Here is a 25214-nt window from a genome sequence, read left to right as displayed (position 1 = left end):
TCAAAAAAAAGGGCATCCGATATAGGATACCCTTTCTTGATCAGTTAACGATAGAACTAGCCGCGTGAAGCGCGTTTACGCTCGTGCTCCAGCAGAAGTTTTTTCCGTACTCTGATAGATTTAGGCGTGACTTCCAGCAATTCATCTTCACCGATAAATTCCAGCGCCTGTTCCAAACTCATACGAATTGGCGGAACCAGAGCAATTGCTTCATCCGTACCAGAAGCGCGAACATTGGTTAGCTGTTTACCTTTCAGGGCATTAACCACCAAATCGTTATCACGTGAATGAATACCGATAACCATACCTTCATAAACTTCATCACCATGGCCAACAAACATACGGCCACGCTCCTGGAGGTTAAAGATAGCAAAAGCAACTGCTTTACCAACACCATTGGCGATTAACACGCCATTCTGGCGTTTGCCAAAGGTGCCCGGTTTCACTGGAGCATAATGATCAAATACGCTGTAAATTAACCCTGTACCCTGGGTAGCAGTCAAAAATTCAGTACGAAAACCAATCAAACCACGTGATGGAATAATAAAGTCGAGACGGACACGACCTTTGCCATCTGGTGCCATATCTTTCAACTCACCGCCACGAGTACCCATTTTTTCCATCACTGTACCCTGATGTGTATCTTCAACATCAATGGTTACCGCTTCGTATGGTTCTTCTTTGGTGCCATTCACTTCACGAATAATCACTTCAGGACGTGAAACACCCATCTCAAAACCTTCGCGACGCATGTTTTCAATCAATACGGAAAGATGTAATTCACCACGACCGGAAACACGGAATTTATCCGGATCTTCCACCAACTGTTCGACTTTTAATGCCACATTATGGATTAACTCGCGATCCAGACGTTCACGGATTTGTCGGGTAGTAACAAACTTGCCTTCTTTACCGGCAAACGGGGAATTGTTGACCTGAAAGGTCATGGTGACGGTAGGTTCGTCAACACTTAACGGTGGTAATGCTTCAACAGCACTAGGGTCACATAACGTATCAGAAATATTCAGTGGGTCCAGACCGGTAAACGCAATAATGTCGCCGGCATGTGCTTCTTCTACTTCCTCACGGCGTAGTCCCATAAATCCCATAACCTGCATAACGCGACCATTGCGTTTTTTGCCTTGCGGATCAACTACGGTAACCGGCATATTGGTTTTCACTTTACCGCGCTCAATACGGCCGATACCGATAACACCAACATAACTATTGTAATCAAGTGAAGTTACCTGCATACGGAAAGGACCTTCAGGGTCAACCGCAGGAGGACTCACTCTATCCACAACCAGTTGGAATAAAGGCGTCATATCACCCTCACGAACCGTATCTTCCATACCGGCAAAACCGTTCAATCCAGAGGCGTAAATGACATCAAAATCCAATTGTTCATCGGTGGCGTCTAGATTGGCGAACAGATCAAATGTTTGATCCAAAACCCAACCTGGACGAGCACTTGGTTTATCAATCTTATTGATGACGACGATCGGTTTAAGACCTAATGCCAACGCTTTTTGAGTCACGAAACGCGTTTGCGGCATCGGACCTTCTGAAGAGTCAACCAACAACAACACTGAATCAACCATCGACAAAACACGTTCAACTTCGCCACCAAAATCGGCATGGCCTGGTGTATCCACAATATTGATGCGGTAGTCATTCCAGCGGATCGCTGTATTTTTGGAAAGGATGGTAATACCACGCTCACGTTCCAAATCATTGGAGTCCATTACCCTTTCCTGTAACTCTTCATGTTCACTGAAGGTACCGGACTGACGCAGCAACTGATCGACCAGGGTTGTTTTACCATGGTCAACGTGCGCGATGATGGCTATGTTACGTAGTTTGTTTATATCTCTAGAATTATTACTCATAAAATCAGTTCATTAAGGCATGGCTGGCATGCGCTGTTAAAAAATGTCCCGTTGGGGACCACAATCACTTCAGATTATCCACCACAAACGGGGCAATACTTTTTTGCAGATGAGCATGGAGTGATAAATTGCCCGCAACAACGTGCCCTTTATCTAAAACCTTGTCACCGCCGGTGAAGTTCGTTACCGCCCCCCCCGCTTCTTCAACCAACAGTTTACCGGCGGCCAAATCCCAGTTTTCCAAGCCGATTTCCCAATAACCATCGACTCGTCCGGCTGCAACATATGCCAGATCCAGTGCTGCTGAACCGGCACGGCGAATATCCGCTACTTTAGGAAAAACCGCGGCAAACATTTGCATATAAGCATCAATATGTTGCGGATATTTGAAAGGAAAGCCGGTAGCAATCAATGCCCCGTTGAGATCTTTACGTTTACTGACGCGCAGACGACGGTCATTCAGTTTGGCGCCTTCACCGCGGCTGGCAGTAAACAGTTCATCGCGCATCGGATCAAATACCACTGCATGATCAATACGGCCTTTAACCATGACACCAATTGATACGCAGTAATGCGGAAAACCATGCAGATAATTTGTTGTGCCATCCAGCGGATCGATGATCCAGACAACATCATTTTGTCCTGTTTCACCTGACTCTTCGGCCATAATTGCGTGTTCGGGATAGGACTTTTTAATTGTATTAATGATTTCCTGTTCCGCAAGGCGGTCAACATCAGTGACAAAATCATTCAAACCTTTAGCGGTAATTTCCAAATGATCGACGTGTTGTAAAGAGCGCATAATCAGGCTACCTGCCTGACGAGCCGCACGTACGGCTATATTAAGCATCGGATGCATAGAACAAATTTTTCCAGAGCAAAAAAAAGAATGCGACAGAAATAGCAAGATACTATTCCAGTCTAAAAAAAGAGAGCATAATTATACCAACTATCGCCATCGGTTCGCAGTTTAAATTTGTGGCAATAGACAGCATAAATATTTCCTGCTAGCCTTTTAACAGGCTTGCATTTACAAACGAAATGGAAATGCTACCAACCCTAGAACACTTTAAGGAGATACAAATGAAATCATTAGCTAAACTGAGCGCCGTTATCCTGCCGTTGGCATTACTGACTGCATGTGCAAATACTGCTGAAATGGAAGCATTAAAAGGTTCAGTAGAATCTGCACAATCAACAGCTGATTCTGCTTTAGTTGCAGCTCGCAACGCGCAAAGTACTGCTGATACTGCACAACGTACAGCTTCTGACGCTGAATTGGCTGCAATGAATGCACAAAAAGCGGCTGAAGATGCACAAGCACAAGTTGATGCTTGCTGTGCAAAAATCGATCGTATGTTTGAAAAAGCAATGAGCAAATAATCTAAACAATTATTTTTCAAAGCTTAAAAACAGAAAAGCCGGGATTTATCCCGGCTTTTTTGGTTGTGCAGTTTGTAATGCTAGGGGTTGTGAGTTGAAAAAACGCCCATCAAGGCACGAAGAGCGCCTTTCGTGAGATACATCCATGTATCTCACCCCGAAGGGGCCTGCGCTCAAAAACGTTTATCTCCATGGATGGAGTGTATGCAATAGCAATGTCTGGAACATTGCTTGTCCTGACGTTTTTGTAGTTATCCTAAATAAGTGACGAGCAAAGCTTCCGCATCCTGTGCTAACGCCCCTGACCTACATCCATGTAGGCCACGCATAGTGGCGCTCTTTCAGTCACAACCCGCAGGGCGGAAAACTAGCCGCCAGCAGTGGTGGATCTGAAAGATAAACAAGCCCTAAAACATTTCTTCCGATAAATGCGCTGGCCAAACAGGAATACCTGCCGCAGCCGAAATTTTATCTGCCGCTTCACGCGCGGCTTCCAACGTGTCAAATGGGCCCACCACTACTTCATCTACAGCCTTATTTTGCAACGGCCAGAATTTGTCCTGCATATTCAAAGCTTCTAATGCCTTTCGCATTTTTGCTCCGGTTTCCAGCTTTAAGCCGCCGTGAACAAACCAGACATTATCAACGATCTTTTCTTCCTGCTGATTGAGTTGTTTAACCACACCATCTGAGGTCATCACAATCTCTTCAGCAAATGGCCAGTCCTGCTCTGACAATACTGAATCCTGAGCATCCAAAACGGCCATCACCATCGGTGTCATATTCCCGCTCACACCATCATACATTTCAGGTATGGGCTTCTGCGCTTCCAAAAACAGCTTTCCATTCGCTACGGCAGCCTTATAAGGTTGATGCAGAATATTCACTTGGGTATTTAAAGAGACTAGGCTATACAGATGTTCAATATCTTCAGGATATAAACGAATACAACCACTGCTCACCCGTAAACCAACACCATATGGCTTGGCTGTACCGTGAATCAGATAACTGGGGTTAGATAGTCTCATAGCTCGTGTGCCAAGGGGATTATCAGGACCTGGCGGTACAACAGCAGGCAGGATATCGCCTTGCGCAGCATGTTCCTTACGAACGGACTCCGGAGGCGTCCATGATGGGTTCTCGCGTTTTTGAATAATCGATAACTTCCCTAATGGTGTATCGCGACCCTCACGACCAATGCCGATGGGATGCGTCACTACTCTTTGTAATTGATCACCTTGTTTTGGCAAAAAATAATATAAGCGCATCTCCGGGATATTAATTACCACACCTTTTCTCGGCGCGTCAGGAATAATAAAACGGTTGGGGATTAATACCGGTTGATTATCACCGGGTAACCACGGGTCCAGATTTGGATTTGCTTCCACCATATCGGTATAGCCCAAATCAAATTTACGACCAATATCCAGTAACGTATCTTCATGCCGGCTGTAGACAATAAGGTTGTGTCCAATGACACGCGCTTCTTCATCAGCTAATTCAAACGTTGTAGCACCGACTGGCAGCATCAATAAACCGCTCGCCAAACCGATAAATAAACGACTAATCATTAAAAACCTATAGAGTTAAGAGTGAATAAACAGCGGCTATTGTACAATGTTCCGCGAAAACTGTTACTACTGGGTCTTGCTTGACGAATAAAAAGTCTCCAGCAGTGGTGGTTATGAAAGATTAACAAGCTCAGGGTCTGTTTATCTTTCATAACCGCCTCTGTTGTGACTGAGAATGCACCAATCAAGACGCGAGGAGTGAAGTTTAGTCACTCTAAATAAATGACAAGCAAAGCTTCCGCATCCTGCTTACGCCCCTGACCTACATCCATGTAGGCCACGAAGAGTGGTGCATTTTCAGCCGCAACCCGTAGGGCTGGGGCTATTTTTCCGCCCTACGGCGTTGGTAATAACTTATGTAGAATGACTACGTCGTATCATTACCGCCTTGTTGGACAAAAAAATTGCCACCAGCAGTGGTGGTTATGAAAGATTAACAGACCCTAGTGATGATTTGCCCGCTTAAACAGTCTACAATCGCAGGCTGTGAATTTTTTGTTTTATACAGATAGAAGCCCATGATGAAATACATTCTGCCGTTGTTCCTGTTATTCACACTTACCGCGTGCTCCTTCTTTTCAGGTAGAGACCCGGTGGTTGCTGAAGAAAGCTGGACTGTAGAGCGCGTTTATGCCGAAGCTAAAGCAGCCCTGAATATTAATGATTACCGCACGGCAATCGAATATTACGAACAACTTGAAGCACGCTTCCCGTTTGGTGAGTATGCGCAGCAAGCCTTACTGGATTCTGCTTATGCTTATTACAAAACAGACGAGCCTGAAACGGCTATCGCCACTCTGGACCGCTTTATGCGAGTGTATCCGCTTAACGAAAACATTGATTATGCAATGTATCTGCGAGGTCTGATTAACTTTAACCGTGATATGGGGATCCTGGAAAAATATATTCCACGTGATGAGACTCAACGGGATCCTGGATCAGCATTGCAGGCGCTGCGTGATTTCACCACGCTGGTCAACCGCTTTCCCACTAGTCGCTACAGTGATGATGCAGCTCAACGTGTAGTGTATCTACGAAATCGCCTTGCCCAGCATGAATTGCACGTGGCAAGTTATTACATGCGCCGAGCTTCCTATCTCGCAGCGGCCAATCGCGCTAAGTATGTTATTGAGAATTATCCACGTACTCCGGCCATGCCAGATGCTCTGGTGGTAATGGCAAAAGCCTATAAGATCCTGGAGCTAAATGATTTATCAGAAGATGCTTTACGCGTTTTGGAAGCAAACTACCCGGGACATCCAGGGGTAGCAGAGGTACGTAAGACGACGCTGGTAGAGTAACAGCGTCGTCTCTGAAATTAGTTGTTTAAATAGCGGCTTCGCCATCTTCACCAGTACGGATGCGAATGGCTCGCTCCAATGGTGAAACGAAAATCTTGCCATCGCCAATTCGTCCGGTATGCGCGGCTTTGGTAATTGCTTCAATACAGGCATCCACCTGATCATCTGCCAATACAATTTCCATTTTTACTTTAGGTAAAAAATCCACAACATACTCAGCACCACGATAAAGTTCGGTATGGCCTTTTTGTCTGCCAAAACCTTTAACTTCGGAAACTGTCATGCCAGTGACTCCGATATCGGACAATGCTTCACGTACATCATCCAGTTTGAACGGTTTGATAATGGCTTCAATTTTTTTCATGTGATTGCCTACTCTATTGTTGATGTTACGGTATACCCTGATGTTATCGGATAGCGACGATCTCTGCCAAATGCTCTTCCGGTAATACGAATTCCGGGAGGGGCCTGCCGCCGTTTATATTCACTACGATCTACCATTTTGATGACCTGTGCAACCGTTTCTGCATCAAATCCCGACGCCACCAAATCTTCAAAACAATCATCCTTGGCGATATAGGCTTCGAGAATTTCATCTAGTATTTCATAGGCAGGTAATGAATCCTGATCCACCTGGTCTGCTGAAAGCTCAGCGGAAGGTGGTCGACTTATGATGCGTTCAGGAATGATCGGCGACAAACTGTTGCGATAGCGAGCAAGCTTATAAACCAGCGTTTTATACACATCCTTTAATGGCGAAAAACCACCCGCCATATCCCCATATAAGGTGGAATACCCAACTGCCATTTCACTTTTATTACCGGTAGATAGGACCATCGCGCCAGTTTTGTTGGATATTGCCATCAGCAATACACCGCGACAACGCGCCTGAATATTCTCTTCTGTGGCATCAGGCTGGGTACCCGCAAAAACATCTTCCAACTCACGCAGAAATGTCTGAAACAGATTTTCAATATTAATGTTTCGATATTGAACACCTAATATCGCAGCCATTTGAGCTGCATCATCCAGGCTGATTTGCGATGTATAACGCGATGGCATCATCACGGCCTGTACGCGCTCAGCTCCCAATGCATCAACCGCCAATGCCATGGTTAATGCAGAGTCAATGCCACCGGATAAGCCAATGACGACACCCGGAAAGCGGTTTTTTTCAACATAATCACGCAAGCCACAGACTAATGCCTGGTAGACCGTTTCCAGCTCTTCCATCAACGGTTGCTGTGGCCCGCTGAGTTCAATTCCCCGTTCGGTTTTATGAAGTGTTATCGGTACCAACGCTGTAGCAAACTGAATAGCCTGTACACATTTTTCGCCTGCGGCATTTACTGCAAATGAGGCACCATCAAATACCAGTTCATCCTGTCCGCCAATCTGGTTCACATAGAGAACAGGGACATTATTTTCGCGTGCCCGCTGGCTTACTTCCGCTTCGCGTAATTGGGTTTTATCCTGTTTAAACGGCGAGGCATTGAGATTCACAATGATTTCAGCACCAGCATCGGCCGCCTGTGACGAGGGTTCAATAAACCAGATATCCTCGCAAATGGTCAGGCCAATTTTAAACTGATTAATTTCAATGATGGTCGCTTCCCGTCCTTCAATGAAATAGCGTTTTTCGTCAAATACGCCGTAATTAGGCAATTTTTGTTTAAGGTATTGGGCTGAGATGTGATTTTTGTTGATCACCGAAGCGGCATTAAATAATTCTTTGCCGACTTCACCGAGCGGATGACCGACAATGATCGTAATATCATCAATTTGCTGACAAAGCGTCTGCAATGCTTTATTAACCCGCTTTAACAAACCGGGTCGCAGTAACAAATCTTCCGGTGGATAACCGGTCAGACATAGTTCGGGAAATACAACCAGCTCAGCATCATGCTCTTGCCTGGCTTGCCGGGTGGCAGCCATCACTTTTCTGGTATTGCCAGCAACATCTCCCACAACGGGATCGATCTGTGCCAGCACAACCCGAAGTTGATTATTGACCATTAATTTTCCATCAGTTGCAGCATGGTTGAACCAATTTCTGCCGGTGAACCTGCAATCGCCACGCCGGCTGCTTCCAGCGCTGCGAGTTTGGCTTTGGCAGTGCCCTGTCCACCGCTGATGATGGCACCGGCATGTCCCATACGTTTCCCTGCTGGAGCGGTTAAACCTGCAATATAGGCCGCAACCGGTTTGGTCACATATTGTTTGATGTATTCGGCAGCTTCCTCTTCAGCCTGACCGCCGATTTCACCGACCATAACGATGCCTTCAGTCAGTGGATCTGCTTCAAATAACGCCAGACAATCAATAAAATTCATGCCATGTATTGGATCACCACCAATCCCGACACAGGTACTTTGCCCCAGACCATTCTGGGTGGTTTGATAAACCGCTTCATAAGTCAGGGTACCGGATCGCGAGACAATACCAATTTTGCCAGGCAAATGAATACTGCCAGGCATAATGCCAATTTTGCATTCGCCCGGCGTGATCAGGCCTGGGCAGTTTGGCCCAATTAATCTGGCATCATAGGATTTCAGCGCGTGCTTTACCCGCAACATGTCCAGTACCGGAATACCTTCCGTAATACAGGCAATCACTTTAATGCCGGCATCAGCAGCTTCAAGTATGGCATCAGCAGCGAATGCCGCTGGAACATAGATCATGCTGGCATCAGCACCGGTTTCGTTGACGGCTTCATGCACCGTATTAAATACCGGCATATTAAGATGCATTTGACCACCTTTACCGGGTGTGACCCCGCCAACAAACTGCGTGCCATAGGCAATAGCCTGCTCGGAATGGAAAGTGCCCTGTTTGCCGGTAAAACCCTGACAGATAACTTTGGTGTCTTTATTAACCAAGATACTCACGTGTTTATTACTCCCCTGCCGCAGTGACAGCCATGGCTGCTGCTTCAGTTAAATCCTGTGCTACGCGCAAATTCATGCCGCTGTTTTCCAATAATGTACGGCCCAAATCGGCATTGGTACCTTCCAGGCGAACCACCACCGGCAATGATAAACCAACTTCCTTGGCCGCCTGCATAATGCCTTGAGCAATCAGGTCACAGCGCACAATTCCGCCAAAGATATTCACCAGAATAGATTTCACTTTTTTGTCAGATAAAATCAATTTAAATGCTTCGGCAACGCGATCTGAAGTCGTACCGCCACCAACATCAAGGAAATTGGCCGGTTCACCGCCCTGCTTCTGAATCAAGTCCATTGTAGCCATTGCCAACCCGGCACCATTGACCATACAAGCCACATTGCCATCCAGAGCAATATAATTCAGGCCGAAATCACGAGCGATCACTTCAGCTGGATTTTCCTGGCTTGGATCAAATAATTCGGCTAAATCCGTGTGACGATATAAAGCATTATCATCAACATTGATTTTGGCATCTAATGCCAGTAAATCTCCGGAATCGGTAACCACTAACGGGTTAATTTCCAACAGGCTGATGTCTTTTTCACAAAACAGCTGATACAAGTTTTGCATCAATTGCTGTAACTGCTTAAAGGCGGCACCGGTTAACTGCAAAAAGAAACCTGCCTGACGACATTGATAGGATTGCAGACCGGCGACCGGATCGACATAAAGATTTAAAATAGCTTCCGGCGTTTTCTCAGCCACCTCTTCAATATCCATTCCGCCTTCAGCTGAAATCATAAACACAACACGTTGCGTGACGCGGTCGACCAGTAAGGCGAGATATAATTCACGGGCAATTGATGAGGGAGTTTCAATCCAGATTTTGTTTACCGGTAAACCTTCTGCAGTTGTCTGATGCGTCACCAGCTGACTTCCCAACATCGCATTTACCGCGTCCTTCACCGCATGCTGATTATCTTCTACCCGTACACCACCGGCCTTACCACGTCCGCCACTGTGCACTTGGGCTTTCACTACCCAACGATCACCACCAATTGCTGTAATGGCAGATTCCACTTCATCAGCCGTAGCTATCATCCTTCCTTTAGGTGTTGCGATGCCATATTGGTTAAACAATTGTTTTGCCTGATACTCATGCAGGTTCATGTTGAGTTCGCCTTGTATGTCTTTATTATTGCTGAACAGCAGTGCCAACAGTTAAACGTCATATTTTCGCCCATCAAGGTAATAATTACCATCATCTGACATGATATAGTTGCGTGCTGAAAACCATTACGGAACAGCATATGCGTACTCTATACCCTGATATCGAGCCTTTTCACAGCCAGCTATTATCCTGTGAAGAAATGCCGGATGGTCGACGTCATGAGGTTTATTTCGAGCAGTGCGGCAATCCACAGGGAATCCCGGTAATATTTTTACATGGTGGTCCTGGCTCTGGTTGCCGGCCACAGCACCGTTGTTATTTTGATCCTGAGTTATATCACGTTATTTTATTTGATCAGCGTGGTTGCGGACGTTCGTTACCAGCAGGTGAACTGGAACATAACACCACCGATTATCTGATAGCGGATATGGAAGCTATCCGCAAATTACTCGATATTGATAAGTGGATGTTATTTGGTGGATCATGGGGAGCCACATTAGCGTTAGCGTATGCCCGACAGCATCCTCAAAAAGTCTCAAACATGGTGTTACGCGGCACTTTTCTTGGAAGACAGCAGGATATTAACTGGGTTTATGCTGCAGGCGGCGCATCCAGAGTGTTTGCTGAAGCCTGGCATGAACTGGTGAAGGATTTACCTGAAAGTGAGCAAAATTCACCATTGGCATATTTTTATCAGAAATTAACCCATCCGGATGTCTCTCAACAGGAAATCGCTGCCAATACATTACAAAACTGGGAAGCCACCATTGTGATGCTCCGCGATCAACATTATCAACCCGATGCTGAGCAATCGCCAGGGCCACTGGCACATTCCAGAATCCAATTGCATTACGCGTTGAATAATTGTTTTCTGGCAGACCAGCCCTTGTTGGAAAGCATAGAATCAATTAATCATCTCCCGGCAACCATTATTCATGGCCGCTACGACATGGTGTGTCCAATGCAGCAATCGTGGGAAGTCTATCAACGCTGGCCAAATGCACAGTTTGAAGTGTTGCCTTTGGCTGGACACGCAGCAAGCGAGCCTGCGATTATTGATGCGCTGGTCAGAACGACAGATCAATTGGCATCGAAACTAAAATGATTGCATTGCTACAACGTGTCAGTCAGGCGGATGTCACTATCAATGAAAATCAAACCATTGCTCAAATCGGCCAGGGTTTGCTGGTATTGATTGGTATAGAAAAAACCGACACGATAGCTGTTGCTGACAGATTGTTAAAACGCATTTTAAACTATCGAGTATTCAGCGATGCCGACGACAAAATGAATTTAAGCTTGCTCGATATAAAAGGTGATTTACTGCTGGTACCGCAATTTACCTTGCCCGCTGATACCCGTAAAGGCAATCGCCCCAGTTTCACGCCTGCTGCACCGCCCGAACAGGGCAAACAATTGTTTGATTATCTGCTGGCACAGGCACGGCTGCAAACTGTCACGGTTGAAGCCGGACAATTTGCTGCTGATATGCAGGTTTCACTGACCAATGACGGGCCAGTCACTTTCTGGTTACAAGTTAACTAATTCGGATATTTATGCGTATATTGCTCAAATTTTTACTTGGTACGACTTTAGTCATTATTGCGATTGCTGCATTAATGCTGGTCCCCTCTCCACAACCCACCGCCCCCAAACCTTGGGAAGTGACGGTGATGCCTGATAACCAAATTCAAGTGATGGGTGTGCACTTAGGCACCACTACTTACGGGGAAATTCAACAGTTATGGCGTGAAGCCGGGGAAGCGGCTCTTTTTATTTCTGAAAACGACGATATTTCTGCTGAAGTATTTTTTGAATCCATTAATCTTGGTGGACTCTCAGCACGTACTGTCCTTAATCTTCAGCTTCCTGAAGAGAAATTACAAGCGATGGCGGCAAGAGCGGTTTCGGCAAAACTCCAACCCAGTGGAGCTCGGCGCTATGATCCTGCTTTTGATGATAAGCAGGCTTTATTAGCTGCTCCGGCAATAGTGCTTACTTATATTCCTTCAGTACGTCTCGATGAGGAAATGGTACACACGCGTTTTGGAGAACCCGAACAAATTCAGAATGAAGCAGAAGAAAGTCCGGCACAAATCTGGCATTACCCGAATATTGGTCTCACTATCCGACTTCACCCTGAAGAACGTCCAATGTTGACTTATACGGCCCGCTCATCCTGATCAGTTAGTTTTATATAATCCATAAGGTCGCTCAGGTCGATGGCCTTGCTGAAATAAAACCCTTGTGCCCGTTTGCACTGACTCTTACGTAAAAATGCCAGCTGCTCTGCAGTCTCAACGCCTTCAGCTACAACTTCCAAGGCCAGACTGTTCGACATGGCCAGAATGGCATTTACGATAGCCGCGTCATCACTGTCTTCTGTCACATCGCGAACGAAAGTTCGGTCGATCTTTAGCACATTGAGCGGGAACTGCTTCAAATATGACAACGACGAATAGCCGGTGCCAAAGTCGTCAATGGCCAGGGTAATACCAAGCAAACTCAATTCTCGTAAGGTCTGAACAGCTTGCTCAGTGTTTTCCATTAACAGACTTTCGGTAATCTCCAATTCCAGATTTTTGGCAGGCATTCCGGTTTGTTCCAGCAGATTGCGAATAAAGTTGACCAGTAAATTGCCTTTAAATTGACGGCCCGAAAGATTGACTGCCATTAAAAAGTCATCGGGCAAATATTGCTGGTTTGCCATGTACGCTTCACAGGTTTTTCTTAACACCCATTCTCCTACCGTACTTATCAGACCGGTATCTTCTAACACGGGTACAAAAATCGCTGGTGAAACATCTCCCCATTGCTCTGTATGCCAACGTAATAACACCTCGGCACCTGCCACCCGGCCCGTTTCCAGATCAATCTGCGGTTGAAACTGCAGATAAAACTCCTGCAATTCAACTGCACGACGCAAACCGGTTTCCATTGCCAGTCGCTGTGATGCCTGGGCATTCATTTCTGAGGAATAGAACTGAAAATTATTACGACCACTCCCCTTGGCGTAGTACATCGCTGCATCGGCATTACGCACCAGCATATCGACATCGCGTCCGTCTGCAGGATATAAGCTTATCCCGATACTCGGACTGATATTCACTTCAATGTTATCCAACATATATGGCAAAGCTGTCGTGCTGAGAATTTTTTCAGCCACTCTGCCGACATACTGAGCTGAGGTGATATCTTCCAGAATAACGGTAAATTCATCCCCACCTAATCTCGCAACCGTATCGCTGTCCCTGACACAGGAACGGATGCGCCGTGCCACTTCGCACAACAAGATGTCTCCGGCTTTATGGCCCAATGAATCGTTGATATGTTTGAAATGATCCAAGTCGAGAAAGAACACGGCAAGTCGACCATTTTGTCGTTTGGCTTTGTGTATGGCATGTTCAAGGCGATCTTTAAATACACCTCGGTTAGGTAAACCAGTCAGAATATCGCTGCTGGCTAATCTAGTCAGTCGCTCTTCATTCTGACGTTGATGAGTCACATCTTCATACAGCCAGATGGATCCCTCTGCTGGATTGACCGGATCAATTACCTGACCGGCGACTGCACACCAGAATTTCTCGCCATTAGCACGGATCATTTCAACTTGAGCTTCAAAGTTTTCTGCTTCAGACAATGTGCTGTAAGCCTGTTCGCCAAAGCGTTCAAAAGCTTCTTCGCTGGGATGCAGACATAAAGTGCTTTTGCCTTCAATATCCTCTCGGGAAAACAGAAACAATTGTTCGAATTTATTATTTACACGAATAATCTGGCGATTCTTGATAAAAGCAATACCTACCATGGCATTTTCAAGAATGGCATTTAATTCATTACTGGTTTGGACTAATGCCAGTTTGGTTCTTTTCCATGAGCTGATATCCGATATCACGCAAACCCAGATATCATCATCAAACTCTGATAAAGGACTGAGCGAGACCCACATGGAAAATGACTCACCAAACCAGTTCAAACCCTCAAACTCACGATTGTCTTTTTGCAGCTGCTCAATATCACCAAGCGAGTGAATCGATTCCGTTTGTGCAAAGAACTGCAATATTTTCTGGCCAGCCAATTGGCTTTCACTGGCCTTTAATATTTTTTCTGCTGCCGGATTACAGGAACTGATTGTTCCATCGGCCTGAAGCGCCAGAATAGCTTCCGGAACACCATTAAGAATGGCACGAATCCGTGTTTCCCGCACCTCCAGTGAGTGTCTGGTCTCATCCAGTGTCTCAATCAGACTCTGGGTTTGCGCAGCAAAAACATTAAAGTCATTGGCAAGTAAGTTAAATTCACTTTGACCATTATCTGTTGGCATCCGGGTATCAAAATTCTGAGCAGACAAGGAATGCATCGCTTTACGTAAGCGTTGCATCGGCTGATTAATACGTGCTGTCATGGTGAGTACAAAACCGGTAATACCTAACGAAATAATCAAACAACTTATAATCATCCACCATTTGGCTGTCTTGGCCAGTGCGGCTGAGGCCTGCGTTCTGACCAGCCCCTGCTCCCCTACTCTGGCGGAAAGGTTATTCAGATTCAGCATCAATATTTCCAATATATCCAACCCCTGCTGTTGCACGATTTGGGATTGTTCATATGCCTCTATTTGTCGGATACGCAATTGATAAACCGAATTATCATTGTCTACTACCAAGTGAATAAAGCTATCAATCTGTTGTTGTAATCTATCGGCCTGTAGCATCAAATCAGGGTAATTTTGTAGATGCTGCTTGATTACCAAAATAGCATTACGCAACATCGCCTCTTGTTCCCTAATATCGTTTTCCCTGATACTCAGCAGCAAATCCTGATTTTGTGTTTCACGAATTTTCTGACTTAACATACTGATACGCAACACATTCAGCATCAAAGAATAGCTGCTTCGTTCTACGGCACTGTAATTATCAATTAACGTAGTTGTATCAGACTGTTCAACTAATGCAGGAGGACGTAAGGACTGGATTTGTCTGGTCAGGGTCAAATCAATTTTGCCGGTAATCGCTTCGGCAATTTCCTGAATTTCTTCTCCCAGCAAGGACACACTTTCGGTACGTTGTTCAAGCTGTTCAGATAATTGGTGCTGAACCTGCATTTGCTGCAGTAACTGACTATCAGTTTCGAGAAACTGTTGATAATAATCAGTTAAAACAGTGGTGAGCTCTGGTGAAATTTCCAGCTCCTGCATACTTACCAGTAAACGTTGCCAGGTTTGTTCGAATTCAGCCTCAAGCGGCGCTCGTTTAGCAACACTGGCAAGTTCATCAGCATTTTGGGCACTGATAATCTGCTTCTGCCTGGTAATAAAGGCGGCCGCGCTGGTCGTAATTTGTCGAGCATTATCTACCAGCGGAAACACTTGTTCGGTAAGCTGGAGTTGATTTTTGGTGTAATGATGATGGCTGAACATGGCTATTGCCGCCATTAGCAATACCATCAATACGGTAATGACTGCCCAGAAGTGCAGCAGTGCACGGATGCTCCAGTTTTTAAACATATTTTCCCTGTTCATTTTGCTCACATCCTGTAGATGAAGCTACTGTGGTAACTCAAAGTCACGCCATTCAAAGGATCTAAACGAACCGTTTTCAAGTTTGCTGAGCCAGACTTTGTTGCCTACAGCAGAGGTATTACTGGCAAAACTGCTCTGGGTCTCCAGACCAATATCCCAATCCTCCAGATCATAAAGAGCATCAACAACTGACTGTCGTGTTACTGGACCATCAATACGTTTTAATGCCTGGCAAAATACTTTTGCCACGATGTAGCCTTCCAGAGAGACCGTATTGGGCTGCAAGTTTTTATCATATTGCGCCAAAGCCTGCCGATATTCATTGACGATCGGCAGATCCGCATCGACTTCCGGCACAACCTGACTGACCACAACATTTGCATCAATCCCTTTAAGAGATTGCTCCAGTACATGGCTACCGACAAATGACACATTCACAAACCACATGTCCGGCTTATCTGCATGCAATAGTTTTATAAACTTGGCCGATGGGGCATAACTGCCAGCCATCAGAATAACTTTGGGTGTTTTTTTTGCTTTGAGAATCGTCGCAACAGCACTTTCGACATTCATTGTATTGCGAGAATAATAGGCATGGGGCAGGTACTCCGCCCGATAAAACCCTTTGGCTTGCAAGGCCAGCGCAGCTGACTGATATACCGCATTGCCATAACTATCCTGCTGCGTAAAAAAAGCGATCTCATCGGCTTGAATGCCCGCATTCAATAAACCGTAAATCAACGTTGCGACTTCCTGTCGATATCCCGGCCGAATATTAATGATATAACGACTAGGGGGATCTCGCCTTAGCACTTCACCGCCGGAAAATGCACCGACCAAAGCAACCTGAGATTGTTCCGCAATCGGAACACTGACAACTGCCGTTGGTGTTCCAACATTACCCAGTACCGCCACGACATTATGCTCAGTAATAAGCTGCCGCATATTAGAGGCTGCCAGAACTGGTTCGTAGGAGTCATCCAGTGCCAATAGTTCAATACGATTGCCCTGAATGCCTCCCTGATCATTTACTTTGGAAAAAAAAGCGTTTATTCCGGCTTGCATTGACAATCCCATTTCAGCTAGTGGACCAGTCAAAGCACTACTCATGCCAACATGTATATTTTCAGCCAGGACGTTTTTCGTCAGCAAAAGGCCAACGCAACACAGAATAACAAGCCTATTCATCCTTGCGGGCTTCATTCTTTACTTGTGGTTCTTCGTCCGCTTCGAGCTCTTCAGGATCGTTATCATCATCCATCAATACCCGGTTAGCGGCGCCATCCATATCGTCGTACTGACCACTTCGAACAGCCCAGAAAAACACTGCAACACCCACCAGGCCCAGCAATAACATACCGGGTAAAAGTCCATAAATGACTTCCATAGCCTACCTCTTTACTATTCGACTAATCCTGGCAGCATTACCAATGACAAGTAACGAACTAATCGGCATCGTGATTGCTGCCAGTAAGGGACTGACTAAGGCCATCATAGCTAATGGGACCATAATCACGTTATAACTTATGGATAATACAATATTCTGCCGAATGGTGCGTAATGTCCGGGCAGCCAACTGCCTTGCCAAAGCGACCTGACTCAGTTGATTATGCGATAGGATAATATCGGCACTTTCAATAGAGACATCGGTCCCCGAAGCCAGAGCTATACCCACATCAGCCTGAATTAATGCGGGTGAATCATTAATGCCATCACCCACCATTGCAACAAAATCGCCTTGTTGCTGTAATCTCTGAATCACCTGCCGTTTCTCAGCAGGCAATACTTCGGCCAACCGCTGGATATTGCCTAAATCTGCGGTAACCGAATCCACTACCAGTTGACGATCACCACTTAATACAGTGACTTTAAGCCCCTGCGCCAACATATCAGCAATCACGTTTTTTGCGTCATCTCGTAACGTATCGAATAAGCCTAAAATGCCTATCAGTTTTTGTTCACGCGCCACAAATACACCGCTGATCCCTTGTTGTTCCAGCTGATTGACCTGTGATTGCCATTCGCCATTTAGCTTTATATCATGCAGCGTCATCCATTCCGCCGTACCTACCAGAATTTTCTGTCCCTCAATATCCGCTTCCACCCCTCTTCCCGGAGAAGCATTAAACCCGGAAATCTCCAATATAGGCAGATTCTCTTGGTGAGCGGCTGAGATAATGGTTTTTGCAATGCCGTGTTCGGACTGTTGCTCTGCTGACGCCGCAATCTGTAGGACCGTTTGTGGGGAAATGCCTTCCGCGGTGAACCGTTTAACCAGCCTTAATTTACCTTCAGTCAATGTGCCTGTTTTATCAAACACATAATGAGTCACACTGGATAACTTCTCTAATGCAATACCTTGTTTGATCAAAATACCATTGCTAGCCCCCACACCACTGGCAACCGCAATCGACATTGGGGTTGCCATGCCAAAAGCGCAGGGACAGGTCACTACTAATACCGAGGCTGCAGCCAATAATGCTTTTTCAAAATCACTTCCCACCCAATACATAAAGGTCAACGTAGCAAGAGTCAAGGTAATTACCACAAACCAGGGAACGATTTTGTCTGCCAGCGTTTGAATAGGCGCTTTAGAGGTTTGCGCCTCATCCATCAGCGCAATGATTTTTGCCAGAGCAGTATGGCGTAACACATGTTTTGCTCTGACAACAAAAGCGCCTTCCCCATTAATACTGCCGGCCACTACGGAATCGTCAGGTTGTTTGCGAATCGGTTGTGATTCGCCAGTCAACATTGATTCATCGACGGCACTTTCACCCTCGGTCACAATGCCATCGACTGGTATATTCTCACCGGGTCGGACCAGCACCAAATCCCCTGCTTTTACCGAACGGATAGGCACTGTTTTCTGGACACCCGCTTCAATTAGGGTTGCCAGTTTCGGTTGTAACTCCAGCATGCGCCGCGTTGCGGATAGCGCGTTCCGCTTGGAAAGCGCTTCCAAATATCGGCCAATAAGAATCACAAAGATAAAATTCACTACCGTATCAAAGAAGACTTCGCCATCTAACGATCCAGTGAAGGTGATATACGTTGAGTAAATATAGGTTGCAGTAGCACCGATAGCAATCGGTAAATCCATGGTCAGATAACGGCTGCGTAATCCACTTATTGAATTGCGAAAAAATGGATAACCTGAATAAAGCAATGTTGGTGTGGCAATAAAAAAGCCCACCCAATGAAACAGATTGCGGAACTCGTCTTCTGCTGCACCGGAATACAATGCGATGGAAACCCACATCAGGTTCATCATGGCAAAACCGGCAAAAGCCATTCGATAGACAAGACCACGATGTCGTTTAGCCAGTGCTCCCTCTGCGGTTTCAGGGTCGAAAGGAACAGCTGCATAACCAAGCTTGGCTAAATGTTGCATTAAAATCGATAAGGAAGTTTCGCGATTATCCCAGCGAATTCGACAGCGTTTTGCTGTCAAATTTACATCTGCCTCCAACACACCCGGTAATTTATGCAGTGCATGTTCAATTAACCAAACGCAGGCAGCACAGTGTATCCCCTCGATTAACAGGTAAATGGTGCGTTTATCGCCTAGATCATCAACATAATCTGCCTGAATTTCATCAATATCATAGGCATGAAAATCATTAGCTGTTTCAGGCGGGGGGGCAAGTGATTCGCCTTCTGGCGTTTTATTATAAAAACCCTGTAGTCCCGCTGCGTAGATTGTCTGGCATGCCATTTTGCAGCCATGACAACAAAAGTCATGTGGAAGGGAATTTATTTGTGCAGTAAATTCACCGGGATTTTTGACAATTAATCCACAATGAAAACATTCGCTTTTTTTAGTTTGCGCGGCAGATTCAGACAAAAACTATCAACTTGCTTTTAAATAATTAAGGATCAATATAAATTCTGCGGGTGATCAGAAACTCATCATCTCCACGTTTGGCTTCAACTATTATGTCCCAGTTACCTGGCAAGCCAAACTCAATATCCGCGCCATAACGTCCCAGACCAATAGGATTCATTTCAACCGAAAAATCTTCACGCTGATCTGAAGGGCGATAAGCGAATAAGCTGACAGAATCCAATTCTACAGTTGTAGAATTTTTTCCTTGGATCAGCACTTCATAAGCCTGACGCTGATTGACCCGGTTATTTGCCGGAACCATAATAACCCCGCTCCAGCCGAGCTTATTTTCCTGTTCAAGCTGCATATCTTTCTCAGCGTAAGCCTTGCCTCGCTCATAGTAATTATCGACGACCAGATTTGGTGGCGACTTAAATGCCAGGTAGATAAATATGATATTCATCGTGACAAACGTGCACAAAAAAGCGAGAAAACCTAAGACCCATGGATTTTTCAGTGCTTGATTATTTTCTTGTGAGATTGCCATCATTTCGGCCCCATAAAGACACTTTCATACTGGACAGAAACACCCGGGTTGGAAACGACATTAGCAATAAAAGTCAGGTGTTCAAGTTCTGTGTTGAGTTCTCCATCTGGCACTCTAACCAGTGCCTGTAATGGAATAACCTTACCGGGTTCAATAATAACGCTGTGGTCAATACCATGCAAAGTGGCGCCTTCCAAACCACTGATGCCATACTGAACTTCCATGGTTTTATTGGTTTTGTTAAGCATTTTAAGTGTGTAACGGTTCTGAATAGATCCATCACTTAGCTGAACAAATACCGGTTGTCGATTGTGAATAACCTGAAACTCTGTCGACGAGAGCGTGGCAAATCCATAACCAACGCCAGACATTGCCATCATCAATATAAATGAATAAATAATAACTCTCGGACGTTTATATAACGGGGCCGGTTGAGCATTGTGATGTAAATCCTTGTATGACGCATAACGAATCAGACCACGAGGCTGATTGGTTTTGTCCATAATACTGTCACAGGCATCAATACACATACCACAGGTGATACATCCCTCTTGTTGCCCCTTACGTATATCAATTCCGGTAGGACATACTGCAACACACACCTTGCAATCGATACAGCTGCCTTTACTAGAGTCCATAGCACCTTTTTTAAGCTTACCACGGGGTTCGCCACGTTCGGCATCATATGCTGGCAGCACGGTATCCTGATCATACATAACTCCTTGCAGACGGGCATATGGGCATAGCCAGAAACAGACCTGCTCACGCATAAATCCAGCAAAGATATATGTTCCAATAGTAAACATAGCCAGGACTATCCAGGCAGCTAATGACGCCTGCAGATGAAAATAGTCATACCAGAGTTGATACGCATCGGTAAACCAGGCAGCAAAGGTAACGCCAGTCAGTAAGGCAATTGACAACCATAAAGCATGTTTCAGAACAATGCGGGAGACTTTGCTGATGGTATTCGGTGAGTTTTTAAACTTCATCGCTTTTTGAGGTGTATCACCTTCAATACGGGTTTCGATAAAGGTAAAAACATCGGTCCAGACAGTTTGAAAACAGAAATAACCACAGAATACCCGACCCGCAATACTGGTTACTGCCGCCAACAATATGGCAAAGAACAATAATGTAAGGGAAAGCATCCAGATATCTTGTGGGAAAATGGTGATATCTAAAAAGTTGAATTGACGATTGGGGATATCGAAAAGAATTGCCTGTTGGCCGTTCCAGCGTAGGTAAGGCCCAATAAAGAAAATTAACCAGACCGACATACCAAACCATTTAAGGCGTCTGAAACGACCAGACATCCGCTTTGCTACGACCTTAGTGCCACCGGCATTAACATGCCAGTCAGAGACCTCATCATAGATGTCATTAATATTGAGCTCTGCTGACTTCAGTTGTTCCGACACAGTTTGTACCTCACAGGCAACTTATCCGATGGAATTATACCACGCCAAATAATATAAGCATTTACTAATTTAGCTTTTGACGTACAAAAAAAGCCGACAAAATCGGCTTTTTTTGATTCGTCGCTCTGTCAATTATCGTTGGAACTGTCTTCCATGTTTTTAACGACCTTGTAGGCAATCACGCCAATCACAACAATTGTCAATACAAGACTTACAATCGCACCAATCGCTACAGCATCTAAACCCATATCAATCTCCTTGAATCTATCGACTCGTAATTACGTTAGCTTGAGTCTACTCTACGCCACCACCGAGTTGATGGACATAAACAGCCAGTTTTTTGATTTCAGTTTCTGAAAGCCGTTGAGTTTCATCACCTTCATAATATTCTTCAGGATCATCACCGTATTCTTCTGCTTCCAAACGTACGGCAAGCTTTTCATTCCAGGCTGGCATTACTGCAATACGAGTCTTTGGATCATTCGCAGCATTTACGCCGTGAAGAATCGTATGGCGAATTTCATCCGGTTCCCCAGAAAAGCGCCAGACTTTATCTGATAAGTTAGCCGAGCCTAATTGCTGAATGCCTTTAGCATCTGCACCATGGCATGCTACACAACCTTTTTCGTTGTAAAGTTTCCATTGCGCTTCGGTGGCTTCACCAGCCGAGTTACTCAACACGAATTCAACCAGACCATCCACTTCTTCTTCGGTTAACAGCTCAGCATGTGCTGGCATCATTCCTTGACGACCTTTGGCCAGGGTTTCAATGATCTTGTTTACCGTTCCACCGTACAACCAGTCATCATCAGCCAGGATAGGATATCCCGAACCAGGTTGAGGATATCCACCCACACCATGACAAGCGGCACAATTGTCACCATAAAGCACTTTGCTTGAACCTACTGCATAGCGTAACAGCTCATCATCTTCGAGAATTTCTTCTGCTGACATTGCAGCAATACGATCTTCAAAAGGTGCACGTTTTTCCTGAATTTTTGCCATGTCATCCTTGTATTCATTGATCTGCGTCCAGCCCAGAATACCTTCGGTGTTTCCATTCACTAATGGCAGAGAAGGATAAAGAATAAAATACACCAGCACTAACAAACCGCTCAGGTATAAAGCTATTGTCCACCAACGCGGCGGTGGATTAGTCAATTCTCTGATGCCATCCCATTCATGTCCGGTATCAGGACATTCATTTGGGTTTTTATTGTTATCAGCCATCATTTTTCTCCGAATTTATATCGTCATCTCTCAGTGGCAAGTCACGATGCGATTCAAGTTTTTCTTTGTTTTTAGGGCGTAACACCCAGAAATACATACCAAACATCAGTAAGAAAATAACAACCGTCAGAATGGTACCCACCCAATCGCTTACGGTCATTGCAGACCAGTTTGTCTTAAAATAAGACAGAAAATCACTCACGGTAATCTCTTCCTGGTTCAAATTGAATCATGGTGCCAAGCACTTGCAGATAAGCGACCAGAGCATCCATTTCAGTTTTGCCTTCTACGAATTCTGCTGCTCCCAGAATTTCTTCATCACTGTAAGGAACCCCCAGGACTTTCATTGCTTTGAGTCGCTTAACCATGCCTTCACCATCGATGGTGGATTTGTCCAGCCAAGGATATCTAGGCATAACGGATTCAGGTACAACAGAACGCGGGTCACGCAAATGCTGAATATGCCATGCATCAGAGTATTTACCACCAACACGCGCTAAATCAGGACCGGTACGCTTGGAACCCCACTGAAATGGGTGGTCATATTTGGACTCAACAGCCAATGAATAATGACCATAACGATCTTTTTCATCACGGAATGGACGTACCATTTGTGAATGACACAGATAGCAACCTTCCCGCTGATAAATGTCACGTCCAGCTAGCTCAAGTGCAGTGTATGGACGTACACCCTGCAGTTCTTCGTATTCTGGAAAAACATCATCCTCAAAAGTATTATCCAAATAGAACAATGGAACGATCTCGACAATACCACCGACTGACACTACCAAAGCCGTCGCTAGCACCAGCCCCCACACATTTTGTTCAACCCACTCTTGAAAGCTAATGCGTTTATTAGATTTTTTAGCCATGCTGATACCCTCAAATATTCGCTGCAGTTGCCATTTCGGCGGACGGTTTTGCAATCGCGCGGCGAATAGTCACTGTTACGTTAAACAGCATGATGACCGCACCCAGGAAGAAAATCAGTCCACCAATTGCACGCATCGCGTAATAAGGATGCATTTGTGCTACAGACTCAACAAAGGTGTAGGCCAAATTGCCATATTCATCGTATGCACGCCACATCAGGCCTTGCATGATACCGGACACCCACATTGCAGTGATGTAAATTGCGGTACCAATAGTCGCCATCCAGAAATGCAGATTGACCAGTTTGACTGAATACATGGTTGTACCCCACATACGTTCGACCATATGGTACAAGGCACCCACAGAAACCATTGCAACCCAACCAAGTGCGCCTGAATGAACGTGACCGATAGTCCAGTCAGTGTAATGTGACAACGCATTTACGGTTTTCGAAGCCATAACCGGACCTTCGAAAGTTGACATCGCATAGAACGCCAAAGAGACAATCAGGAAACGTAAAATATAGTCTGTACGTAATTTGTCCCACGCACCGCTCAGGGTAAACATACCGTTTAACGCACCACCCCATGAAGGAATAATCATCGCAAGGGAAATGGCTGCACCCAGTGAACCGGTCCAATCTGGCAGAGCGGTATATTGAAGATGGTGAGCCCCCAACCAGACATAACCGAATACCAGCGCCCAGAAGTGGATAACTGACAGGCGGTACGAGTAAACCGGACGGTTTGCCTGTTTAGGTACGAAGTAATACATGATGCCTAGGAAACCAGCAGTCAGGAAGAAACCAACAGCGTTATGACCCCACCACCATTGAATCATCGCATCCTGAACCCCGGAGAAAATGGAATAGGATTTCCACATACTGACGGGAATAGACAGACTATTGACTACATGGAGGTAGGTAATCATGATCATCATTGCCAGGAAGAACCAGTTGGCAACATAGATATGCGAAACCTTTCGGATCGATAAGGTCATGATGAAATTGAACATGTAGGCAATCCAAACCACCGCAATTAAAATATCCAGCGGCCATTCCAGTTCAGCATATTCTTTTGATTGAGTCAGACCTAAAGGCAGAGTAATGATGGCTCCGAGAATAATCAGGTTCCAGCCCCAGAAGGTGAACCATGCCAATTTATCACTCCACAGTCTGACGCCAGAGGTGCGTTGAACAACATAAAATGCTGTCGCCATCAAAGTCGAACCACCAAACGCAAAGATAACCGTATTGGTATGTAATGGGCGTAGTCGACCAAAACTGATATACGGATTATCAAAATTCAAATCTGGCCAGGCTAACTGCGATGCAATAAATACACCCATACCTGTTCCAGCAACCAAATAGACACACGCCATATAGGCGAACCATTTGACCACTTCAAAGTTGTACTGTTGTTTCGCCTGCATAGCGATCACACCTTCTCTTTCATGAAAACTCTTTCACTGTTTCTTTATTAAGAAAACAGAACCCCATTTCATTCTGCCTAACGTTCCAGCTAATGAATTTTACCGCAAAACAACTAGGTTGATGATTTCAAATCCGTGATCCAGATCAATTTTGCTGGTTT

General features: G+C 45.3%; 22 protein-coding genes. 5 read left to right on the top strand and 17 right to left on the bottom strand.

What is annotated here, in order from left to right; all coding sequences use genetic code 11:
- Positions 1 to 56 precede the first annotated feature (56 nt).
- Entirely contained in the window at positions 57 to 1889 is a 1833-nt protein-coding gene (gene typA, locus B3S93_RS11140) for a translational GTPase TypA (protein WP_292355477.1), read from the bottom strand.
- Positions 1890 to 1953: 64 nt separating this feature from the next.
- Positions 1954 to 2748: an inositol-1-monophosphatase gene (suhB, locus tag B3S93_RS11135; protein WP_292402145.1), complete on the bottom strand. Its 795-nt coding sequence runs from the start codon at positions 2746 to 2748 to the stop codon at positions 1954 to 1956.
- Positions 2749 to 2972: 224 nt separating this feature from the next.
- Here suhB and B3S93_RS11130 point away from each other — a divergent pair, with 224 nt between their 5' ends.
- Positions 2973 to 3272, top strand: coding sequence for an Lpp/OprI family alanine-zipper lipoprotein (locus tag B3S93_RS11130; protein WP_226073992.1), 300 nt, complete (start codon positions 2973 to 2975; stop codon positions 3270 to 3272).
- A gap of 407 nt (positions 3273 to 3679) precedes the next feature.
- Here B3S93_RS11130 and B3S93_RS11125 read toward each other — a convergent pair whose 3' ends face one another.
- The gene (locus B3S93_RS11125) at positions 3680 to 4843 is read right to left on the bottom strand and encodes a L,D-transpeptidase family protein (protein ID WP_292355471.1); all 1164 of its coding nucleotides are present in this window, start codon (positions 4841 to 4843) and stop codon (positions 3680 to 3682) included.
- A gap of 518 nt (positions 4844 to 5361) precedes the next feature.
- Between B3S93_RS11125 and B3S93_RS11120 the strand changes: the two genes are divergently transcribed.
- A complete protein-coding gene (locus B3S93_RS11120) occupies positions 5362 to 6144 on the top strand; it encodes an outer membrane protein assembly factor BamD (RefSeq protein ID WP_292402142.1) in 783 nt (260 codons plus the stop codon).
- A 25-nt stretch (positions 6145 to 6169) separates the two neighbouring features.
- Here B3S93_RS11120 and B3S93_RS11115 read toward each other — a convergent pair whose 3' ends face one another.
- Genes B3S93_RS11115 through sucC form a run of 4 tightly spaced genes read right to left on the bottom strand, consistent with a single transcriptional unit; the run spans position 6170 to position 10203 of the window.
- Positions 6170 to 6508, bottom strand: a complete 339-nt coding sequence (locus B3S93_RS11115) for a P-II family nitrogen regulator (protein ID WP_292355467.1) — start codon at positions 6506 to 6508, stop codon at positions 6170 to 6172.
- An 8-nt stretch (positions 6509 to 6516) separates the two neighbouring features.
- Positions 6517 to 8160, bottom strand: coding sequence for an NAD+ synthase (locus B3S93_RS11110; RefSeq protein ID WP_292402139.1), 1644 nt, complete (start codon positions 8158 to 8160; stop codon positions 6517 to 6519).
- Entirely contained in the window at positions 8160 to 9032 is an 873-nt protein-coding gene (sucD, locus tag B3S93_RS11105; RefSeq protein ID WP_292355464.1) for a succinate--CoA ligase subunit alpha, read from the bottom strand. The genes B3S93_RS11110 and sucD overlap by 1 nt, the downstream gene beginning before the upstream one ends.
- A 7-nt stretch (positions 9033 to 9039) precedes the next feature.
- On the bottom strand, positions 9040 to 10203 hold the full coding sequence (gene sucC / locus B3S93_RS11100; protein ID WP_292748830.1) for an ADP-forming succinate--CoA ligase subunit beta: 1164 nt from the start codon (positions 10201 to 10203) through the stop codon (positions 9040 to 9042).
- Between the two features lie 113 nt (positions 10204 to 10316).
- Here sucC and pip point away from each other — a divergent pair, with 113 nt between their 5' ends.
- From pip to B3S93_RS11085, 3 genes are read left to right on the top strand one after another with little or no spacing between them, the layout of a single operon-like run.
- The gene (gene pip, locus B3S93_RS11095) at positions 10317 to 11309 is read left to right on the top strand and encodes a prolyl aminopeptidase (protein WP_292355460.1); all 993 of its coding nucleotides are present in this window, start codon (positions 10317 to 10319) and stop codon (positions 11307 to 11309) included.
- Entirely contained in the window at positions 11306 to 11749 is a 444-nt protein-coding gene (dtd, locus tag B3S93_RS11090; protein ID WP_292355458.1) for a D-aminoacyl-tRNA deacylase, read from the top strand. Before pip ends, dtd begins: the two co-directional genes overlap by 4 nt.
- Positions 11750 to 11760: 11 nt before the next feature.
- Positions 11761 to 12387: a lytic murein transglycosylase gene (locus tag B3S93_RS11085; protein ID WP_292402130.1), complete on the top strand. Its 627-nt coding sequence runs from the start codon at positions 11761 to 11763 to the stop codon at positions 12385 to 12387.
- On the opposite strand, the gene B3S93_RS11080 is transcribed toward B3S93_RS11085, so the two are convergent.
- From B3S93_RS11080 to ccoN, 10 genes are all read right to left on the bottom strand, one after another.
- Positions 12366 to 15722 carry an EAL domain-containing protein gene (locus tag B3S93_RS11080; RefSeq protein WP_292402127.1) on the bottom strand — a complete coding sequence of 1119 codons (3357 nt, stop codon included), beginning with the start codon at positions 15720 to 15722 and terminating at the stop codon, positions 12366 to 12368. The genes B3S93_RS11085 and B3S93_RS11080 overlap by 22 nt on opposite strands.
- 24 nt (positions 15723 to 15746) lie before the next feature.
- The gene (locus tag B3S93_RS11075) at positions 15747 to 16832 is read right to left on the bottom strand and encodes an ABC transporter substrate-binding protein (protein ID WP_292402124.1); all 1086 of its coding nucleotides are present in this window, start codon (positions 16830 to 16832) and stop codon (positions 15747 to 15749) included.
- Positions 16833 to 16902: 70 nt separating this feature from the next.
- Positions 16903 to 17109, bottom strand: a complete 207-nt coding sequence (gene ccoS, locus B3S93_RS11070) for a cbb3-type cytochrome oxidase assembly protein CcoS (RefSeq protein WP_292402121.1) — start codon at positions 17107 to 17109, stop codon at positions 16903 to 16905.
- Positions 17110 to 17112: 3 nt separating this feature from the next.
- A complete protein-coding gene (locus B3S93_RS11065; RefSeq protein WP_292402117.1) occupies positions 17113 to 19569 on the bottom strand; it encodes a heavy metal translocating P-type ATPase in 2457 nt (818 codons plus the stop codon).
- A gap of 25 nt (positions 19570 to 19594) precedes the next feature.
- A complete protein-coding gene (locus B3S93_RS11060) occupies positions 19595 to 20101 on the bottom strand; it encodes a FixH family protein (protein ID WP_292402114.1) in 507 nt (168 codons plus the stop codon).
- Complete coding sequence (gene ccoG / locus B3S93_RS11055) at positions 20098 to 21519, bottom strand: cytochrome c oxidase accessory protein CcoG (RefSeq protein WP_292402111.1); 1422 nt, start codon at positions 21517 to 21519, stop codon at positions 20098 to 20100. Before ccoG ends, B3S93_RS11060 begins: the two co-directional genes overlap by 4 nt.
- 294 nt (positions 21520 to 21813) lie before the next feature.
- Positions 21814 to 22749: a cytochrome-c oxidase, cbb3-type subunit III gene (gene ccoP, locus B3S93_RS11050; protein ID WP_292355442.1), complete on the bottom strand. Its 936-nt coding sequence runs from the start codon at positions 22747 to 22749 to the stop codon at positions 21814 to 21816.
- A complete protein-coding gene (locus B3S93_RS11045; protein WP_292355440.1) occupies positions 22742 to 22951 on the bottom strand; it encodes a cbb3-type cytochrome c oxidase subunit 3 in 210 nt (69 codons plus the stop codon). The genes ccoP and B3S93_RS11045 overlap by 8 nt, the downstream gene beginning before the upstream one ends.
- A complete protein-coding gene (ccoO, locus tag B3S93_RS11040; RefSeq protein WP_292355438.1) occupies positions 22944 to 23621 on the bottom strand; it encodes a cytochrome-c oxidase, cbb3-type subunit II in 678 nt (225 codons plus the stop codon). Before ccoO ends, B3S93_RS11045 begins: the two co-directional genes overlap by 8 nt.
- Before the next feature lie 10 nt (positions 23622 to 23631).
- On the bottom strand, positions 23632 to 25053 hold the full coding sequence (gene ccoN / locus B3S93_RS11035) for a cytochrome-c oxidase, cbb3-type subunit I (protein WP_292355436.1): 1422 nt from the start codon (positions 25051 to 25053) through the stop codon (positions 23632 to 23634).
- Positions 25054 to 25214 lie beyond the last annotated feature (161 nt).

Source organism: Methylophaga sp. UBA3613, from assembly GCF_002375415.1.
Lineage (GTDB): Bacteria > Pseudomonadota > Gammaproteobacteria > Nitrosococcales > Methylophagaceae > Methylophaga.
Note: the sequence above shows the minus strand (reverse complement) of the source record. Positions and strands in the feature narration are given on the sequence as shown.

Excerpts from the sequence above, each read along its gene's own strand:
- B3S93_RS11075 (WP_292402124.1), bottom strand. The coding sequence starts at position 16,832 with ATGAGTAGTGCTTTGACTGGTCCACTAGCTGAAATGGGATTGTCAATG.
- B3S93_RS11125 (WP_292355471.1), bottom strand. The coding sequence starts at position 4,843 with ATGATTAGTCGTTTATTTATCGGTTTGGCGAGCGGTTTATTGATGCTG.
- sucC (WP_292748830.1), bottom strand. The coding sequence starts at position 10,203 with ATGAACCTGCATGAGTATCAGGCAAAACAATTGTTTAACCAATATGGC.
- ccoP (WP_292355442.1), bottom strand. The coding sequence starts at position 22,749 with ATGGCTGATAACAATAAAAACCCAAATGAATGTCCTGATACCGGACAT.
- ccoS (WP_292402121.1), bottom strand. The coding sequence starts at position 17,109 with ATGGAAGTCATTTATGGACTTTTACCCGGTATGTTATTGCTGGGCCTG.
- B3S93_RS11120 (WP_292402142.1), top strand. The coding sequence starts at position 5,362 with ATGATGAAATACATTCTGCCGTTGTTCCTGTTATTCACACTTACCGCG.
- typA (WP_292355477.1), bottom strand. The coding sequence starts at position 1,889 with ATGAGTAATAATTCTAGAGATATAAACAAACTACGTAACATAGCCATC.
- ccoO (WP_292355438.1), bottom strand. The coding sequence starts at position 23,621 with ATGGCTAAAAAATCTAATAAACGCATTAGCTTTCAAGAGTGGGTTGAA.
- B3S93_RS11085 (WP_292402130.1), top strand. The coding sequence starts at position 11,761 with ATGCGTATATTGCTCAAATTTTTACTTGGTACGACTTTAGTCATTATT.
- B3S93_RS11110 (WP_292402139.1), bottom strand. The coding sequence starts at position 8,160 with ATGGTCAATAATCAACTTCGGGTTGTGCTGGCACAGATCGATCCCGTT.
- B3S93_RS11130 (WP_226073992.1), top strand. The coding sequence starts at position 2,973 with ATGAAATCATTAGCTAAACTGAGCGCCGTTATCCTGCCGTTGGCATTA.
- dtd (WP_292355458.1), top strand. The coding sequence starts at position 11,306 with ATGATTGCATTGCTACAACGTGTCAGTCAGGCGGATGTCACTATCAAT.
- suhB (WP_292402145.1), bottom strand. The coding sequence starts at position 2,748 with ATGCATCCGATGCTTAATATAGCCGTACGTGCGGCTCGTCAGGCAGGT.
- B3S93_RS11080 (WP_292402127.1), bottom strand. The coding sequence starts at position 15,722 with ATGAACAGGGAAAATATGTTTAAAAACTGGAGCATCCGTGCACTGCTG.
- ccoN (WP_292355436.1), bottom strand. The coding sequence starts at position 25,053 with ATGCAGGCGAAACAACAGTACAACTTTGAAGTGGTCAAATGGTTCGCC.
- B3S93_RS11060 (WP_292402114.1), bottom strand. The coding sequence starts at position 20,101 with ATGATGGCAATCTCACAAGAAAATAATCAAGCACTGAAAAATCCATGG.
- B3S93_RS11115 (WP_292355467.1), bottom strand. The coding sequence starts at position 6,508 with ATGAAAAAAATTGAAGCCATTATCAAACCGTTCAAACTGGATGATGTA.